This window comes from Companilactobacillus mindensis DSM 14500 (assembly GCF_001434275.1).
Taxonomy (GTDB): domain Bacteria; phylum Bacillota; class Bacilli; order Lactobacillales; family Lactobacillaceae; genus Companilactobacillus; species Companilactobacillus mindensis.
Genome location: NZ_AZEZ01000015.1, coordinates 1 through 17,836, shown reverse-complemented (window position 1 = coordinate 17,836; position 17,836 = coordinate 1). Strand labels below are relative to the sequence as shown.

The 17,836-nt window shown below is 36.8% G+C and carries 12 protein-coding genes; 2 read left to right on the top strand and 10 right to left on the bottom strand.

Annotation, left to right across the window (positions count from 1 at the left end):
- Positions 1-95: 95 nt before the first annotated feature.
- The 9 genes from FD29_RS02475 to sufC form a co-directional block, all read right to left on the bottom strand.
- On the bottom strand, positions 96-1,880 hold the full coding sequence (locus FD29_RS02475) for an SLAP domain-containing protein (protein WP_057887406.1): 1,785 nt from the start codon (positions 1,878-1,880) through the stop codon (positions 96-98).
- A 69-nt stretch (positions 1,881-1,949) separates the two neighbouring features.
- On the bottom strand, positions 1,950-3,521 hold the full coding sequence (locus tag FD29_RS02470; RefSeq protein WP_057887405.1) for an SLAP domain-containing protein: 1,572 nt from the start codon (positions 3,519-3,521) through the stop codon (positions 1,950-1,952).
- A gap of 261 nt (positions 3,522-3,782) precedes the next feature.
- Positions 3,783-4,931, bottom strand: coding sequence for an SLAP domain-containing protein (locus FD29_RS02465; RefSeq protein ID WP_057887404.1), 1,149 nt, complete (start codon positions 4,929-4,931; stop codon positions 3,783-3,785).
- Positions 4,932-5,088: 157 nt separating this feature from the next.
- The gene (locus tag FD29_RS02460; RefSeq protein ID WP_057887403.1) at positions 5,089-5,418 is read right to left on the bottom strand and encodes a metal-sulfur cluster assembly factor; all 330 of its coding nucleotides are present in this window, start codon (positions 5,416-5,418) and stop codon (positions 5,089-5,091) included.
- Positions 5,419-5,502: 84 nt separating this feature from the next.
- Complete coding sequence (gene sufB, locus FD29_RS02455; RefSeq protein WP_057887402.1) at positions 5,503-6,894, bottom strand: Fe-S cluster assembly protein SufB; 1,392 nt, start codon at positions 6,892-6,894, stop codon at positions 5,503-5,505.
- Positions 6,887-7,333, bottom strand: a complete 447-nt coding sequence (gene sufU / locus FD29_RS02450; RefSeq protein WP_057887401.1) for a Fe-S cluster assembly sulfur transfer protein SufU — start codon at positions 7,331-7,333, stop codon at positions 6,887-6,889. The genes sufB and sufU overlap by 8 nt, the downstream gene beginning before the upstream one ends.
- Entirely contained in the window at positions 7,330-8,559 is a 1,230-nt protein-coding gene (locus FD29_RS02445) for an aminotransferase class V-fold PLP-dependent enzyme (RefSeq protein ID WP_057887400.1), read from the bottom strand. Before FD29_RS02445 ends, sufU begins: the two co-directional genes overlap by 4 nt.
- Positions 8,531-9,715 (bottom strand): Fe-S cluster assembly protein SufD, encoded by a 1,185-nt coding sequence (sufD, locus tag FD29_RS02440; protein ID WP_057887399.1) that lies wholly within the window; start codon positions 9,713-9,715, stop codon positions 8,531-8,533. Before sufD ends, FD29_RS02445 begins: the two co-directional genes overlap by 29 nt.
- A gap of 10 nt (positions 9,716-9,725) precedes the next feature.
- The gene (gene sufC / locus FD29_RS02435) at positions 9,726-10,520 is read right to left on the bottom strand and encodes a Fe-S cluster assembly ATPase SufC (RefSeq protein WP_057887398.1); all 795 of its coding nucleotides are present in this window, start codon (positions 10,518-10,520) and stop codon (positions 9,726-9,728) included.
- Between the two features lie 150 nt (positions 10,521-10,670).
- Between sufC and FD29_RS02430 the strand changes: the two genes are divergently transcribed.
- A complete protein-coding gene (locus FD29_RS02430; RefSeq protein WP_057887397.1) occupies positions 10,671-14,657 on the top strand; it encodes a Cna B-type domain-containing protein in 3,987 nt (1,328 codons plus the stop codon).
- A gap of 393 nt (positions 14,658-15,050) precedes the next feature.
- On the opposite strand, the gene FD29_RS02425 is transcribed toward FD29_RS02430, so the two are convergent.
- Positions 15,051-15,929, bottom strand: a complete 879-nt coding sequence (locus FD29_RS02425) for a helix-turn-helix domain-containing protein (protein ID WP_057887396.1) — start codon at positions 15,927-15,929, stop codon at positions 15,051-15,053.
- 367 nt (positions 15,930-16,296) lie between these two features.
- Between FD29_RS02425 and FD29_RS02420 the strand changes: the two genes are divergently transcribed.
- Complete coding sequence (locus tag FD29_RS02420) at positions 16,297-17,739, top strand: amino acid permease (protein ID WP_057887395.1); 1,443 nt, start codon at positions 16,297-16,299, stop codon at positions 17,737-17,739.
- Positions 17,740-17,836 lie beyond the last annotated feature (97 nt).

The window sequence follows — 17,836 nt, the reverse complement described above, 5'->3', positions numbered from 1 at the left end:
AAAAAGTTCTAAGTAAAGAGTTTAATCTTTACTTAGAACTAATCTTAGGTTGTTTGTTGTGTGAGTTTGAAAATTATAACTAATTATCTTTGTTATTACTTGATGTCGCTCGCTTTGATCCATTCGTTGGTTGCGACACGGTACATTTTTTCACCGTTGATTGTGGCGATTTTGTCTGAATACCATGATGAATTTTTAGATAATGCTCTGTTACCTACCATTTTACCTTCTGATGTATAAAGATATTTAAAAGTGCCATCTTTAGTAATAATTACTGAATTAACGATTGTATATTCTTTAACATCGTTGGCTTTTACCCATTCATTGGTTGCTACGCGGTAATATACTGTACCATTTACGGCCTTCATTTTATCAATTTTCCAACTACTATTTTTGCCCAATGATCTATTGCCCACCATTTTACCATCATCATTGTAAAGAATGGTAACACCGGTAGTTGATATTACAGAATTATATTTAGTCACTGTTCCAATATTTTTTTTCTTTGACATAAAAATATTTAATGATTTATTAGATTTGTTTAGAATCACATTTCTGTCTTTATCATTTACAAAATCATATTTTTCAATCCCTTGAACATTAATTTTTTGCCCATGGATTCCTTGAATAATATAACTACGCAATACTTCCTTTGTATCTTTATCTACTAAATTAATTTGAATTTCTACATGATTGTTGTGGTTGTTAGAATTATTATTTCCTACACTATTAGAGTTATTACCTTCAGTATGACTGCTAACCTGTTGTTTGACGATTCTAAATTCTAATACTTTATTTTCATCATTTATTAAAACATAAGGGCTATTTGGATCCTTTAAAACATAACCTTTAGGTACTATTTTTTTTACATCAAAATACGATCCTATTTGGACATCTATGTTCTTTTCATCAATGACTTTATTATTGATATCCTTAAAAATAAATTTATTTCTAGTATTAGATTTTCTTAATCTCACAATGACTTTATAATTATCATTTTTTATATTAAAATAATCGTTTTGATCTTTTTCAAAGGTATATCCTTCTGGAAGAAGTCCTCTTAATTCTATTCTTTCATCTATTCCTCCATATACTTCTTTCTGAATAATTTGATTACCCAAGGCATCATTGAAAATCACAATATTTTTCTTTTCGTCCTTTTTTACAGTTACATAGATTATTGTTCCTTCGCTCTTAATGATCACATCTCTATCATTGGAAACAAACTTATATACTTTACCCAATAACAAATCTGAAATATCATATCTTGAGCCTTCAACTCCCTGTATTTCCGATCTAGTAATTTCTCTATCATTTACATCCTTTAGTACTACAACATTAGTAACATAGTCTTTTGTATAAACCTCTGTTAGCTGAATTTTATGTTCCTTTTCAATCGCTGAAAATCTTTTGTCATAAAATCCAAAAATTCTATACCCTTTAGGAATTTGTTCCGATGGAATATTCATAACATGATTTGTTTTTCCTTTAATTGTTATTCTTTTGATTTCATCATAATAACCATCTGTAAAAATAATTGTGTTCTCTATCTCTTGGGCATCAACTTTAATGACATGAACTTTATTATCATTAGTAAAATAAATTGGAGTATCACTTTGTGCTGTATAGCCAGCTGGAATTTTTACATTTATTTTATCGCCAATCTTTCCAGTAATATTTTTTGAGTACTTTCCATTATCAAATCTTACTAACCCTCCTTCCTCATCAACAAATTGAATTTGATTAGAAACTTTTTTTTGAGGATCATCGACATTCTCAATATTATCCGCCGAAATACTCAAGGGAGATTCTGATATAAAGGTTAATCCTAAAAATGCACTAGATAATAGCATACTTGTTATTATTGAAATTTTTTTCATTAGTTTTCCTTTTCAAAAAAATAGTACAAGCCTTTATTCGGTTTGCACTTTTAATAAAGCTAATATTTTCTATTTAATATCGCTTGCTTTGATCCATTCATTGGTTGCAACACGGTACATTTTTTCACCGTTGATTGTGGCTGCTTTGTCAGTTATCCATGAACTATTAGCACCTAAACCACGGTTACCAACAGCTTTACCACGTGTAGTGTAAAGGCTCTTGTACTTACCCTTAGTAGTTGTGATAACAATATTGTTTAAGCCTGTATATTCGTAAACAGACTCAGCTTTGACCCATTCATTCGTTGATACACGATAATACTTAACGCCACTTAGCATCATTGTTTTGTCTGATGCCCAACTGGAGTTTGCACTTAGACCACGATTTTGAATAAACTCACCCTTTTGATTGTAAAGTGAAACAAAAGAACCGGGATAAGTTGTGATAGTAGTCTTGTGATTAGTGATTGGAGTTACCTTTTCAACTACGACGTTTACTACGGCACCATCTTTATCAAAGGTAATGACATTGCTGCTACCTTCCACTACTTTGTAACCCTTTGGAACATCTAATTTATGAGCAACACCAGTTGTTCCAGAAAGTTTATGTGAACTGACTGCCTTTTTAGTATCTTTATCGACATAAACCACCTTGATGTTGACGATTTTGGCTCTGGCAATTTTAACAGTTGCCTTGCCATTTGCAATATCAACTGGCTTATTATCGACAAACTTGTATCCTGCTGGGAGTTTTATGTTTTTAAGATCTAATTTATTAGAATCCTTTTCAATTCCTACTGTTGCTGGAAGATTAGAATCAGTTATTTTAAATCCATTAGCGTCAATATAAGTAAGAACAATTGTTTTAGCGAGTTTTACTTCAACTGTATTATTAGTAGGATTGATAGAAAATTTTTGATTCAACGCAATGCTATAACCTTCAGCTTTTTTAATATCCTTGATATCAATATTTTTAGCATCTTCTAATACTTCTAATGGTTGATTGTCGGCAATAACTTTTTCTTTACCATCAAAAATATATTTGATATTAATATTTTTAGTTTTTTCAACTTCAACCTTAATTAATTTATTTCCGGCCGCATCTTTTGTTACTACATGCTTAACGCCTGCCTTAATTCTGTGATGTGCTCTCTTATCCTTAGGAAGATTGGCCTCATTTACAGTTCCATCTTCATTCAATTCTGTCATATCAGGTGAGTCAATTTCTTCTTTACCATTGACGAAAACAACCTTTACTTTTTCTTTTAGATGGTTTTGCCCATTATCAATTTTTTTAACTCGTATAAAAACATTATTATTAAAAATATCAGCTTCATCAGTATCCACAAATGCATAGTCTTTAGGCAACGTAATAAGTTTTAGTTTTAATTTTTTATCCGTTATAGGTACTAAAATACTGTTCTTTGCCTCATTAACGAATTGCCTATCCACAATTGGAGTTTTATGTTCATCTGTATAAAGTATTTTCAAATTCTTTACTTCAGCTGGTTTTGAAGATTCAACTTCCATTAATTGATTTTGATCAACCGTTGCCATAGCACTAACGGCACCCAAGTTCACTGATCCCAATACACTTGAGAACAACAACCCTGTAACAATCAATTTCTTACTTAATTTCATCTCTTTTCCTCCGAGAATTATATTTTTATCAATAAGATATAGCTAATGTAATATACAGAATGTATTTTTGCAATAAATAAACTTAATATTTATTATTAGTTGAGTTTTTCATTAACATAGCAGTATTTTTATTATTATAATCTCTCAATTATTTTTTATATTGATATAAGTTTTTTGTTATGTAAGCGATGATTTATCATATTTTTTAAGGCAAAAAAAGCCGCAAATCAAAATTTGATTTGCGGTTATTAATTTTATTCTTTATTTAGTAATCAATGATGCTGGTACCCATTCGTCAGTTGAAACACGATACATTTGAACGCCATTGATTGTTGCCATTTTATCGGTGAACCAAGGACTGTTTGAAGCTAATGAACGAGTTCCTACAAGATCTCCGTTAGCTTTGTACAAAGCAGCTCCCTTTGAACCAACATTTTTAATAGTTACGGTGCTTACATCTGAAGCCTTGACGGTATTGTTGCCATCAATACTATTATTAACGCTGCCTTGTGAAGTTACGGTAACTAAATCAGCTGGAATCCATTCATTAGTAGATACTTGATAGTATTCCTTGTTGTTCAAAGTCATCTTTCTAGATACTTTCCAAGCTGAACCGCCACCTAGTACACGGTTGCCAACTTGGTTACCTTTGATATCGTACAAGTATGCGCCATAGACGTTCTTGTTGACTGTAACAACGCCATTGAATGCTGTAACGTTTGAAGGATTCTTATAAACAGTTACAACTTGAGTATTGTCTTGGTTTTGCAATGTCACAGCATTATCGTCAGTTGAATAGCCACTTGGCAATTGATTGTTGCTCAAATATATAACATCTCCGACAGCGTTGCTACGAATTGTAGTTTGACCTACTTCGGTATTATCGGCTGTCTTGAAAATAATTTTATTAGTGATGCTTTCAGATACTGGTAAATTATATTCTTTGCCATCAACTAAAGTGATTCCACTCTCACTGTCGTTGTCCCAGTAGTAACCGGTTGGCAAATCGCTTGTCAATGAATAGTAGCTGCCTTCGCCACCATTGATAGTTTCAGTTTTGAGGATATTACCGTTTGGATCGATGTAGTTTACTGTGGCACTAGCCTTTTTGGCAATTTCAACGATTGAATTAGGTTCCGTTGCGCTGAAGTTGGCACCTTTGATGATCACGTAACCATTTGGCACATCAGTGATAGGTGTACCGATCGTTCCGGTAACATCTTTCATTGCGAAAGGTTTTCCAAGTGTTCCTGATGACTCTCCTCTTAGATAGTATCTAACACTAGTCGTTGTTTGCTCAGCTTGAGTAGCAGCCGTTCCATCAGCATGTACGGTGTTTGGCGTTATAACAGTGCCGAATGCCATGCTAGAAATCAAAATCCCACTTAATAACAATGTACTCTTCTTCACGATAAAACCTCCATATTTTCATAGACTCAATACCTAAATCTTAGTTGAGTATCTTCGTGGTTGCAAGGGCTTACTAACGAAATTACCGAAAACAAAAACTCACAGACGATTACTTTGATCCGTGAGTTTTACTTATCTGACAATTATCTCTACCATTTTAGACACCGAAGCCGTTGGGTATTCCTAAAGATACTCGAGCATAACGGCTCATTTTACTAATATCCCAAACGGGATACCAAACTAATTGAATTTCACATTCAGTGATGCCGTCGACTGACTCGGCGGCTTTTTTGATGGAATCATTTAATATATCACTCAAAGGACAACCCATCGTAGTCAACGTCATTGTGATCACAGCTCGATTGCCATTCTCAATTTCTACTCCATAAATCAAACCCAGATTAACAATATCGATTGCCAATTCTGGATCAATAACTTTTCCCAATGCATCCATGATTTGGTCTTTTTTTGTTTTATTTTCTTCCATTATAATATCCTCGATAACTATTATGATTTATATTGTACTATGCTATAAACCAAAAAATCACATCATTTCTGGTGTGATTTTTTATTATCCAATTGATCCTTCCATTTCATAACTGATCAATCGATTCAATTCCACCGCATATTCCATCGGTAATTTCTTAGTAAATGGTTCAACGAATCCCATCACGATCATCTCAGTAGCCTTGGATTCTGAAATTCCGCGGCTCATCAAATAGTAAAGTTGCTCCTCTGAGATTTTAGAAACTCTTGCTTCATGTTCCATTGAAACGTTAGCGTTCGAAATTTCATTGTATGGAATCGTATCTGATGACGACTGATCATCCATGATAATAGTGTCACATTCGACGTGGGCTTTGGACCCATCGGAATGTTTACCGAATCTGACTGTTCCCCGATAGTCTACGGAACCGCCGGTTTGTGCAATCGATTTAGAAACGATCGAACTCGAAGTATTTTTGGCGTTGTGGATCATTCGAGCACCGGAGTCTTGATGAATTCCGTTGCTGGCTACGGCAATCGACAACATTGTGCCCCGAGCATTCTCACCGTTTAAATAAACACTTGGATATTTCATCGTCACTTTTGAACCGAGGTTACCATCGACCCATTCCATCGTGGCATTCTCTTCGGCAGCGGCCCGCTTAGTTTCCAAACTATAAACGTTATCCGACCAATTTTGAATCGTTGTATAACGGCAATATGCATCTTTTTGAACGTTCACTTCGACCACAGCCGCATGCAGACTGTCAGATGAATAATTAGGTGCGGTACAGCCTTCAACGTAATCAACTTTGGCTCCCTCGTCGACGATGATCAAAGTTCTTTCAAATTGACCCGAGTTCTCTGAATTGAGTCGGAAGTAGGACTGAATTGGAATATCGCAGCGAACGTTCTTGGGTACATAAATGAATGATCCACCGGACCAAACGGCTCCATTTAAGGCTGCAAATTTATTGTCCGTCGGTTTGACTAATTTGCCGAACCATTTTTTGAATAATTCTGGATATTCTTGTAAGGCCGTGTCAGTATCGGTAAAAATGATCCCCATTTTGGCAAATTCATCACGCATATTATGATATACCACTTCTGATTCGTATTGAGCTGATGAACCACCTAGGTATTTACGTTCAGCTTCAGGGACACCCAAACGGTCAAACGTCTCCTTCATTTTATCGGGTACATCGTTCCAATCCCGATATTTACGATCGGTCATTTTTTGATAATAGAGCATATTTTTTAAATCCAAATCCGATAGATCTGGACCAAAATTAGGCATTGGTAATTTTTTATATGTGGCATAGGATTTCAAACGATAATCCAACATCCATTTAGGTTCATTTTTTTCTGCCGAAATCTGTCGAACGGTCTCTTCAGTCAAACCACGTCCTGTAGAATACTTGGGCTTTATGTCATCGTGAAAACCATATTCATATTCGGAATTATTTAAATCAATCATCGGCTTCTTCTCCTAACGATTTTCTCAAAGCCCACCAACAAAGCGTGGAGCACTTAATTCTAGCGGGAAACTTCATCACACTGGATAAAATGGCAGCATCGCCAAGTTTTTGCAAATCGGCTTCAGAGTGCTTTTTCCCCATTACCATATCGGAAAAAATATGAGCCAGATTCAAACTGTCAGCAACACTTTTACCAATTACGGCATCGGTCATCATGCTAGCTGAAGACTGACTGATCGTACAACCTTCACCGGTAAAGCCAATATCTTTGATCGTGTCGTCTTGTAATTCAAGTTCCAAATTGATCACGTCGCCACAAGTTGGATTCTTCAAAGTAATCTTTTGAGTTGCATTAGCCAAAGAATGTTTGTGGTGCGGATTTTGAGAATGGTCCAAAATAACTTCACGATATAAATTATTCAATCCCATTAAACTCATACTTTAAAAAACTCCTTTGTTTCAGCGATTGCCCGCAATAATTTGTCGGCATCAGCCTTAGTATTGTAAAGATAAAAACTAGCTCTAACTGTGGCGACAACACCTAACTCTTTCATCAATGGTTGGGCACAATGGTGTCCCGCTCTGACGGAAATTCCTTCCATATCTAATGCAGTTGCCACGTCATGTGGGTGCAATCCTTTAATATTGAATGATATAACGCCGTTGTGTTTCTTAGGATCATGTGGTCCATAGACTTCTAGATCTTGGTCTTGCAACAATTTAGGCAATAAATATTCTACCAATTCTTCTTCGTGAGCTTTGACTTGATCGATACCGATTTCGTTCAAATAATCGATGGCTTCACCCAGACCGATTGCTCCGGCAACATTTTGCGTTCCAGCTTCAAATTTCCAAGGTAAATCAGTCCAAGTGCTCTTTTGCTTTTCAACAAAGTCAATCATTTCACCACCGTATTGATATGGTCGCATCGCTTCTAATAAAGCCTTTTTACCATACAAAACGCCAATTCCCATCGGGGATAGCATCTTGTGGCCAGAAAAAGCGTAGAAATCAACATCCAAGTCTTGGACATCAACTTTTTGATGCGGTACTGCTTGAGCCCCATCAGCCACAATAACGGCGTTATGACTATGCGCTATCCGCGCCAATTCTTTAATATCGTTGGTAACTCCTAAGACATTGCTAGCGTGTGCAATGGCGACGATTTTGGTCTTATCCGTTATTTGCTGAGCGGCATCTTTCATATCAAGTTCACCATTTTTGGTCAAACCAATATACTTTAATTTGGCCTGTTTTCTAATGGCTAATTGTTGCCAAGGAATCAAATTACTGTGGTGTTCCATGATTGAAATTACGATTTCATCCCCGGCTTTAATGTGTTCTTCGCCGTAAGTACTAGCGACTAGATTCAAACTGTCAGTCGCACCTTTGGTAAAGATCACCTCTTTATCCTCTTTAGCATTGATAAAGCGTTGAACTTTTTGGCGAGCATTCTCATACTCTTCAGTGGCGCGTTGTCCCAGCGTATAAACACTACGGTGCACATTAGCGTTGTCATTTTGATAATAATGGATCAAACCATCAATGACTGCTTGAGGTTTTTGACTGGTAGCGGCACTGTCTAAATAAACCAAAGGTTCACCGTTGACTTTTTGATTGAGGATTGGAAAATCATTACGAATTTTCTGAAATTTGTTGTCCATTTTCCAACTTCCTTTCGATAGTTTGAACTAATTGTTCTCGAATAACTTTCGATGGAATCGAGACTAGAACATCCCCTAAAAATCCTCTGATAACCATTCGTTGAGCTGTTTTTTCATCAATTCCTCGACTCATCAAATAATAGAGCTGCTGCTTATCAACTTGACCAACACTGGCCGCATGACCAGCAATTACGTCATTTTCATCGATCAACAAAATTGGATTGGCATCCCCATGTGCCTTGCCTGACATCATCAACACACGATTCTGTTGTTCAGCGTTAGCACCGGAGGCACCGTGGATAATATGGCCGATTCCATTGAATATCAATCGTGAACGATCCATAATGACGCCGCGTTGATTAATGTGACCAATCGAATGTTTACCATAATTAGTAACTCTTGTATTGACTCCTTCTTGTTGACGATGAGTTGTAATATCGACTACCTTGATTTCTGAATGTGAACCTTCACCACGAAGATCCGTGTCAAAATCAGCAATCGTATTCCCTGCGTTCATCAAACCAATCGACCAGTCAACATAAGCATTGTTGCCGACGGTTGCTCGACGACTCAAATACGACGTGACGTTTTCACCCAATTCATCCACAGCCGCATACTTGATAATACTGTTATCTTTAGCGACAACTTCGACGATACAGTTGGCTAACGATTGCTTTGAACCTTTAGTTGTCATCTTCTGAATAAATGAAAATTGTGTGTTCTCTTCCGCCACGATCAAGATATGAGAAACAAATGGTTGGTCTGAATCTTGGACTAAATTGACTTCAATTGGTTCCTCAACCACGGTATTCTTTGGCACATACAAGAAAATCCCATGATTCAAGCAGGCTGTATGATAGGCCATCAATTGATTTTCATTCGTTTTGATAACTTGATTCAGATACTTTTGAACCAATTCTGGATATTCGTTCATAGCGGCAAAAATATCAGTCAAAATGTAATTTTTATCATGTTTATTAGTATCATTAATAATCTTAGTAATATCTGAAAGCAAGTCCCAATTGTGATACTCGAATCTTTGAATCTTGGGTAACGATAATTCAGACATCTCTTTCAAGGCTTGCAGTCTCTTTTGAATAAACCACTCGGGTTCATGATTGTCAGTCGCTAATTGCACTAATTTATCTGGTGTCATCGTACTCCCCCTAGTCTTCATCGACCAATTTAACATCAAGGCCTAATTCGTCTCGTAAACCAGCGTAGCCTTCATTTTCGAGTTTCATAGCTAAATCAGCTGGACCGGTCTTCACAATGCGACCACCCATCATCACGTGTACGACATCCGGTTTAATGTAATTTAGCAGACGTTGGTAGTGAGTAATGATCAAGGCACCGAAGTTATCGCCTCGCATCGAGTTGACACCTTTGGAGACAACCTTCAACGCATCGATATCAAGGCCTGAATCAATTTCGTCTAAGAGGGCAAAATTAGGTTTGATCATTAATAGTTGGAGTATTTCATTCCGTTTCTTTTCACCACCAGAAAAGCCTTCATTCAAATAACGCTCAGTCATTGATTGACTCATATCCAACAATTCAAGATTCTTGTCCAATTCCTTCAAGAAATCCATTACCGAAATTTTGTCATTCTCTGGGCGACGAGCATTGATAGCGGCACGCAAAAATTCAACGTTAGTGACACCTTTAATCTCGGCTGGGTATTGCATTGCCAAAAATAATCCTTTACGGGCTCTTTCATCGACTGGCATTTCAAGAATACTCTCACCATTTAACAAAATATCGCCTTGAGTAACGTGGTAGTTTTTTTGTCCCATGATAGTTTGGGAAAGCGTTGATTTACCAGTACCATTGGGACCCATGATGGCGTGGATCTCGCCGGTCTTCATCGTCAAATTAACACCTTTGAGAATTTCTTTTTTCGTTTTTTGTTCTTCGTCTTCAACCTCAACGTGAAGATTCTTTACCTCTAATGTGGACATAGCTCTCCTCCAAAACCTGATTAATATATTCATTATAGTAGTAAAAGAAAAATTACGAAATATAACTAATTCTATAAAAGTAGTATCATATTAGTTGTATTTATCATGTTTTATCGAGGTTTATTTTTTAAAAATGAGGGGAATTTAAATATGTTTAAAAAGGGAAATAACATATTTAGTTTACTGATCATAATCTTATCTATCTTTATGACCAGCTCAACAAATGTGGTCAACGCTGCTGAAGGAACTCCTTTAACAACCACAGAAACAACTAATAATCAGAATTCTGATGAAACTACTGCTACAACGACTGCTCCTAAAGACTGGGGCACTCAATTAGTTACCAAAGTTCAGCTCCAAAATTCTGACGGCCAACCACAAGCATCATTTGGCCAATATGAAGACATCACTGCCTATTGGGAATTTTCGACGCCAAGTGGTGGGGTTAATACTGGCGACACTATGACGCTTGATGTGCCAAAACAACTATCCATAACTGGTGACCGATACAACGTACCCGTTAATGAAATTCCTGGTGGCAAACAGATTGGTACGGCCGATTTAAATAAAGCCAATCGCCAAGTAACTGTTACTTTTAACGACTATGCCGCTGAAAAATCTAAGCATGATCCTGTTACCGGTTCTGTTTACGTTGGAACCCACTGGGATTTAACTCAAGTATCTGAAAATACCAAAGTACCTTTAAATTGGAACGTCTCTGCTTCAGTCGCTAACAATACTGGTTCAATTACTACCGGTGAGATTACTCCAGGTCAGAAATTAGACCCCAATGAAATTCTTAACAAAAATGGGACTTTTACTGGCGACCAGGGAAATATTATTCTTTGGACCGTCCGGGTCAATTATAAAGGTGAAAAAATCAATGATGCCGTGTATAAAGATACCATTGGGCTCCACCAAACGCTTTTAAACGACGCAGAACATCCAATAACTACTTATTCAGCAACTGCCGATTATGACAACGGTACCTTGACTAAAGATGCTGATAATAAATTTGCCAATATCAAACCATCAGCAACTGACAAGGATGGCTTTACCGTTAACTTAGGTGATTTAACTCAGCCGGCAATTATTGAATATTACACTTCCATCGACAATACGGATGACAAATCTGACTCATATGCAAATTCCGGAGACTTGCTATCCAATAAAAATGAATTACAAAATGTTTCTGTCAATCAAGCCTACACGACTTTAGGCAGCAACGCTCATACTGGTGATCAAATCACATCCGTTATGGGACACAAACTGTGGCAAACTCTTCCAGACGAAAAGCTACCTGCTTCAGTCACCATTAATTTAATTCAAAATGGCAATACTACTACGCCTTACGCAAAACAAACTATCTCAGAGGACAGTAACTGGTCATACGTCTTTAACAACTTACCTAAATATGACGACAATGGCGACGAATACCGTTATACCGTTCAAGAAACTCCAGTTGACGGCTTCACATCTTTCACTGATCCAACTAACTACGATATAACTAATATCTCCAATTCGATCCGTAAAGACATGAAGGTCAATAAAGTTTGGGTCGATAACAATAATCCAAATAGACCTAAAAAGATCGTTGTCGATTTAGTCGATGATAATCATAATAATGTATCAAAGGTTGATCCTAACGTTAAACAATTGACCTTAGATGATTCTAATAATTGGTCAGGAACCTTTAAGAATGTACCTGTCAGTCCAACTGGTCATTGGTATTATTCTGAAGGTGCCGTTGCGGATAACGGTTCATGGATTCCAGTACCGGCTGAATATATCGAATCCCAAAAAGACAACAGTAATGGTGCACGTACTGATGTAACTATTTATAACAAACTAGCTACATCCCTAACCGTTACCAAGGATTGGCAAGATAACGACAATAAAAACCGTCCAACTGAAGTTAAAGTCCAGCTTTATGCCAACGATAATGGCGAAGGCAACAAACCAGTTGGTGATCCGGTCACTTTAAATGAAAGTAATAATTGGAGCCATAAGTTTGGTGCTAATTTAGCTGAAGATCCAACCAAACCAGCTGATCCAACTAACAAATTACCTAAGTATGACGATAACAATAAAGAAATTAAATATTCTGCTAAGGAAGTTTCCGTCCCTACCGGCTATAGTGAAACAGATGCAATAGATGGCACGAGTGAAACTATCACTAATACTTTGAATAATCCTGACACTAAAACAACTAGCTTTAAAGTTACTAAAAATTGGTCTGACAGTGATACCGTCAAGAGTCATCCCGATGTTCAAGTTCAACTTTTAGCTAATAACAAAGGCTATGGTGATCCAATTACCTTGAGTGACAAAACTTCTTGGGACCACACTTGGGACAATTTACCTCAAACGGATGCCAACGGAAAAATAGATTATTCCGTACAAGAAATTAAAGTTCCTGACTACACTTCAACTATCGCTTATAACGATGATAAAACGGCTGCAACTATTACTAACACGCCTGTTTCTAAAGAACCCACTACCCTAACTGTCAACAAGATTTGGGACGATAACGATAATCAAGATAAATTACGTCCTGACAGTGTTTCTGTTCAATTACTTGCTAATGGTACAAAGCAAGGGGCTCCAATTACATTAAATGCTGGTAACAATTGGCACTATGAATTTACCGGTCTTGATAAAGATGTTGCTTACACATTAAGCGAAGTAAAAGTAGATGGCTATAAATCTGATATTAAAAATGCTGGCAACAGCTTTACCATCACGAATACTCATGCACCTAAAACGCCAACTACAGATAAGACGCAAGTTAACGTCAACAAAGTTTGGGCTGACAAAAATAACCAAGATGGATCACGTCCTGACAAAGTCGTTGTTCACTTGCTCGCTAACAAGGTAGATACTGGTAAAACTCTCACTTTGAATGCCGACAACGATTGGAAAGGTTCTTTCACTGATCTTGATAAGGGTAAAGATTACTCCGTCGATGAAGAAAAAGTAACTGGTTATGCTAGGAACATCGATAATCCGGGCAGCAACGATTTCACTATTACCAATACCCACACACCAGATACTCCAACTGATGACAAAACACATTTAGACGTCAATAAGGTTTGGAACGACAAGGATAACCAAGATAACCTTCGACCTGACAAAGTCATCGTTCACTTACTAGCTAATGATAAAGATACCGGCAAAACGCTTACTTTAAATGCCGATAACGATTGGAAAGGTTCCTTCACTAATCTTGATAAGGGCTCTACTTATACAATTAAGGAAGACGGCGTAACTGATTATTCAACCAAGATCACTAAGAACAGTGATACTGATTTTACCGTTACAAATACTCACACGCCTAAGACACCTGTTACTCCAACTGATGACAAAACACATTTGGACGTCAATAAGGTTTGGGACGACAAGGATAATCAAGACAAACTTCGTCCTGATAAAGTTATCGTTCACTTATTAGCTAATGATAAAGATACTGGTAAAACTCTTACTTTAAATGCCAATAATGATTGGAAAGGTTCCTTCACTGGCCTCGATAAAAACCAAACTTACACCGTTTCTGAGGAATCCGTAACTGATTATTCAACCAAGATCGTCAAGAACAGTGATACTGATTTTACCGTTACAAATACTCATACTCCTAAGACTCCTGTTACTCCAACTGGTGACAAGACTTCCTTCCACGTCATAAAAGTTTGGAACGATGAAAATAATCAAGATAAGATTCGACCAAACGAAGTTACCGTTCATCTTTTGAAGAATGGCGTTGTCTTTGGAAATTCCGTTGTATTGAATGCACAAAACAACTGGTCCTACACTTGGAGTAGCCTCGACAAGAACAATAATTATACCGTTCAAGAAGATGCCGTAACTGGTTATACATCAAGTCAAAGCACTAATGGCCAAAACGTGGTAATTACTAATGCCCACACACCTAAGACTCCTGGTAACCCTGGCAACCCTGGCAATCCCGGTAATCCAAGTACACCATTCAATCCCAGCAATCCATTCGTTCCAAGTTCCACAATTAATTATGATAAACTGCCTCAAACTGGTTCTACCGCAACTAATATTGCCTTTACAGTTATTGGATTTATTATTTTAGGTTTAACTTCACTCTTCATATTGAAGAAAAGAACCGCTTAACCAAATTACAAAAAACGCTGAAAAGAAATTTGGGTTCTTTTTCAACTTTGGTTACATACAATTATTAGATATACTAATAGGCCATCCAAAAAATCAATTGGATGACCTGTTTTTAGTATTATTGTAAATAAAATATTGAATCACTAGAATTTATAATATTAACACTACTAATTGTAAAATAAATAAAAAAACGTTTAGTCTGGAATGGAATCCCGGCGGATGCTCAGCCGTGGTAGTCTCTTGGCTGGCGTACTTTGCCAGGTTAGAGACAGACGATCTTCAAAACAATTCGCAGAATTGGTTCAAAGTCGCTCTCACAGCGTTCCAGCAATCCGCCAGGATTTCATGGAAGACGGCAGTGAACAACCAAATTTGAATTCTTTTCAACGTTTTTTATTTTGCCTTATATTGCTTACGAATCGCATTGATCCGCAATTCCACAACTGTATTTTGATTGATTTTGGCAAAAGCAGAAGCTTCCGTCAATAGGCTATTCACTACACTCTCAGGTTGATCAGTGCCAATCGCTATTTCGGCGGCTAACAATTTTAAGCGTGGTAAATAATACGTAATGTGTTGCTCGGAACACAGTTTGATTCCTCGCGTGACTAATTCTGAACTCACACTAAAATCATTATTATTAATGAGGAATTTAGCCGTGAAGTAGACGATCGTCAAAATTCTTAAATAAACATTCATCTGCTTCTTATCATGAGTTTCATCCTTGTGAAGGCTAATGTAATTTAAAACCTTAGAGAAATAAAAGTCTGCTCTTTCATTTTGATTCAAGCGCATATAGAGAACGCCTAAACCGGTGTAGGCTAGATAAGTATAAATCGTCTGATGCTTATCATCCAAATCATCCAAAATTTGTGAAAAATTATAGAAGGCATCCTCGTGCTTCCCATTAGTCAAAACAATGAAAAGCCCTTTTTGATAATAAAATTGCATTTTTAATGCTGTATTATTGATGTCCGGAACATTAACATCATCCAGAGCTTTCTTTACCTCCGGATAATTCTCTATCATTAGTTTGCTTTCAATATTATCAAGTACCGTGCGCATGTATGTTGTTGAATCGATCGAATTTTTATAGAGATCATCAACTGACAATCCCAGTCTCTCACAAAGTTTATTTAAAATTGTTAATGATGGTACTCGTCCATTATTTTCAAATTTACTCAGCGTGGACTGCGTACAAATTCCTTTGCATAACTTTACTTGGGATATCTTCAGCGACTTTCTCCGCTCAATAAAAATATTAATATCCATTATACTGTCCTTACTAACATTTTAGACCCATAAGATGACTTGTGCGGAATACAAGACAAAGGCTCATCTTATATTCCGCACCAGCCGATAAATCTAAAAAGTCCCTTTACTAATATGTTAATTATCCGTTTTATAGGTTGATTTGTAAACATATATAACTGTATTTATATTAGTCCAAAATATTAAGTAAATAATTCTAAATATTAAGTAAATAATTCTAAATATTAATCTTTTCAGTGATTTTTGACTCTTTTTCATTATAAAGTGAAAAAATATATGACAATTTCATAATACTGCGTTATTATATAATCCATGTTACAAATACACGTGTTCACATATTATGAACAATTTACAAGGTGGGGTTTATATGGCTAAGGATAATTTAAGTCGTAGTTTATCATCAAGACAAATGCAAATGATTGCTTTAGGGGGAACCATTGGGGTTGGTTTATTCATGGGTTCTGCCTCCACCATCAAATGGACCGGTCCTTCTGTCTTGTTAGCTTATGCTTTAGCTGGACTCATCCTTTATATGGTTATGCGAGCTTTGGGAGAAATGCTTTATGTTGATCCCGCTACTGGATCTTTTGCCAAATATGCGACGGAATATCTTCATCCGGTCGTCGGTTACTTAACGGCTTGGAGCAACGTTTTCCAGTATCTAGTCGTTGGTATCAGTGAAGTTATCGCCGTTGGTACTTACTTGGAATTTTGGTTCCCTACGATGCCTAAATGGATTGCTGGTGTCGTCGTTGTCGTAACGCTATGTGTTGCCAACCTAACTTCCGTTAAAGCTTACGGTGAGTTGGAATTCTGGTTTGCTTTGATCAAAGTTTTAACAATTATTATGATGATCATTTTAGGATTTTTCGTAATCGTCTTCGGTGTTGGTAATCACGGTCATCCAGTTGGTATCAGTAATCTTTGGACAAATGGCGGTTTCTTTACCGGTGGGTTTAAAGGATTCGTATTCGCCCTGTCGATCGTTGTTGCTTCCTATCAAGGTATTGAAGTAATTGGTATCACTGCTGGTGAAGCCGAAAATCCTCAAGAAAACATCGTCAAAGCCATCCGTTCGATCGTGGGTAGAATTTTGATTTTCTATATTGGTGCTATTTTCGTAATTGTTTCAATCTATCCTTGGGATAAATTAGGTACGATCGGTTCACCTTTCGTTGAAACTTTTTCTAAAGTCGGTATCACTTTTGCGGCTGAAATCATTAACTTCGTTATGTTGACAGCTGCCATGTCTGGCTGTAACTCTGGTATCTTCAGTTCCAGTCGAATGCTTTACACGCTAGGTTTGGAAAATCACTTGCCTAAGTCATTCGTAAAATTATCTAAGCATAATGTTCCTTATATTCCTGTTATTGCGATCTCAACTGGTATTTTAATCGGTTTGATCTTGAACTATTTATTGCCAGTACTATTGCACACTTCAAGCAATATCTTCGTAATTGTTTACAGTTCCAGCGTTTTGCCAGGAATGGTCCCTTGGTTCGTAATTCTCTTTAGTGAATTGCGTTTCAGAAAGATCAACAAGGCCAAAATGAAAGACCATCCTTTCAAAATGCCTTTCTTCCCAATAAGTAATTACTTAGCAATTATTGCGTTGTTCATCATCTTGATTTTCATGTTCTTGAACCCTGAAACAACCGTTTCCTTGCTAGTTGGTGTAGTATTCTTGATCGTTATGACGATCATCTACTTTGCTAAAGAACGCAACAAGGCTCCGGTTAAATTCAATAATGAGTTTGATGAAGACGAGTTAAAGTTCGATAATGATGATGATTCTGAAGATTTAGATTAAACATGGATAAAAAAATTTCGAGATTCTCTCTGAATTTTAGTTAATCGAGTAGGAGGTAACTTTTAATTACCGACCTCTCACACCACCGTACGTACGG

Bases quoted from the DNA above. Each gene is read 5' to 3' on its own strand.
- sufD (WP_057887399.1), bottom strand. From the start codon at position 9,715: ATGACACCAGATAAATTAGTGCAATTAGCGACTGACAATCATGAACCC.
- FD29_RS02470 (WP_057887405.1), bottom strand. From the start codon at position 3,521: ATGAAATTAAGTAAGAAATTGATTGTTACAGGGTTGTTGTTCTCAAGT.
- sufC (WP_057887398.1), bottom strand. From the start codon at position 10,520: ATGTCCACATTAGAGGTAAAGAATCTTCACGTTGAGGTTGAAGACGAA.
- FD29_RS02475 (WP_057887406.1), bottom strand. From the start codon at position 1,880: ATGAAAAAAATTTCAATAATAACAAGTATGCTATTATCTAGTGCATTT.
- FD29_RS02445 (WP_057887400.1), bottom strand. From the start codon at position 8,559: ATGGACAACAAATTTCAGAAAATTCGTAATGATTTTCCAATCCTCAAT.
- FD29_RS02430 (WP_057887397.1), top strand. From the start codon at position 10,671: ATGTTTAAAAAGGGAAATAACATATTTAGTTTACTGATCATAATCTTA.
- sufB (WP_057887402.1), bottom strand. From the start codon at position 6,894: ATGATTGATTTAAATAATTCCGAATATGAATATGGTTTTCACGATGAC.
- sufU (WP_057887401.1), bottom strand. From the start codon at position 7,333: ATGAGTTTAATGGGATTGAATAATTTATATCGTGAAGTTATTTTGGAC.
- FD29_RS02420 (WP_057887395.1), top strand. From the start codon at position 16,297: ATGGCTAAGGATAATTTAAGTCGTAGTTTATCATCAAGACAAATGCAA.
- FD29_RS02425 (WP_057887396.1), bottom strand. From the start codon at position 15,929: ATGGATATTAATATTTTTATTGAGCGGAGAAAGTCGCTGAAGATATCC.
- FD29_RS02460 (WP_057887403.1), bottom strand. From the start codon at position 5,418: ATGGAAGAAAATAAAACAAAAAAAGACCAAATCATGGATGCATTGGGA.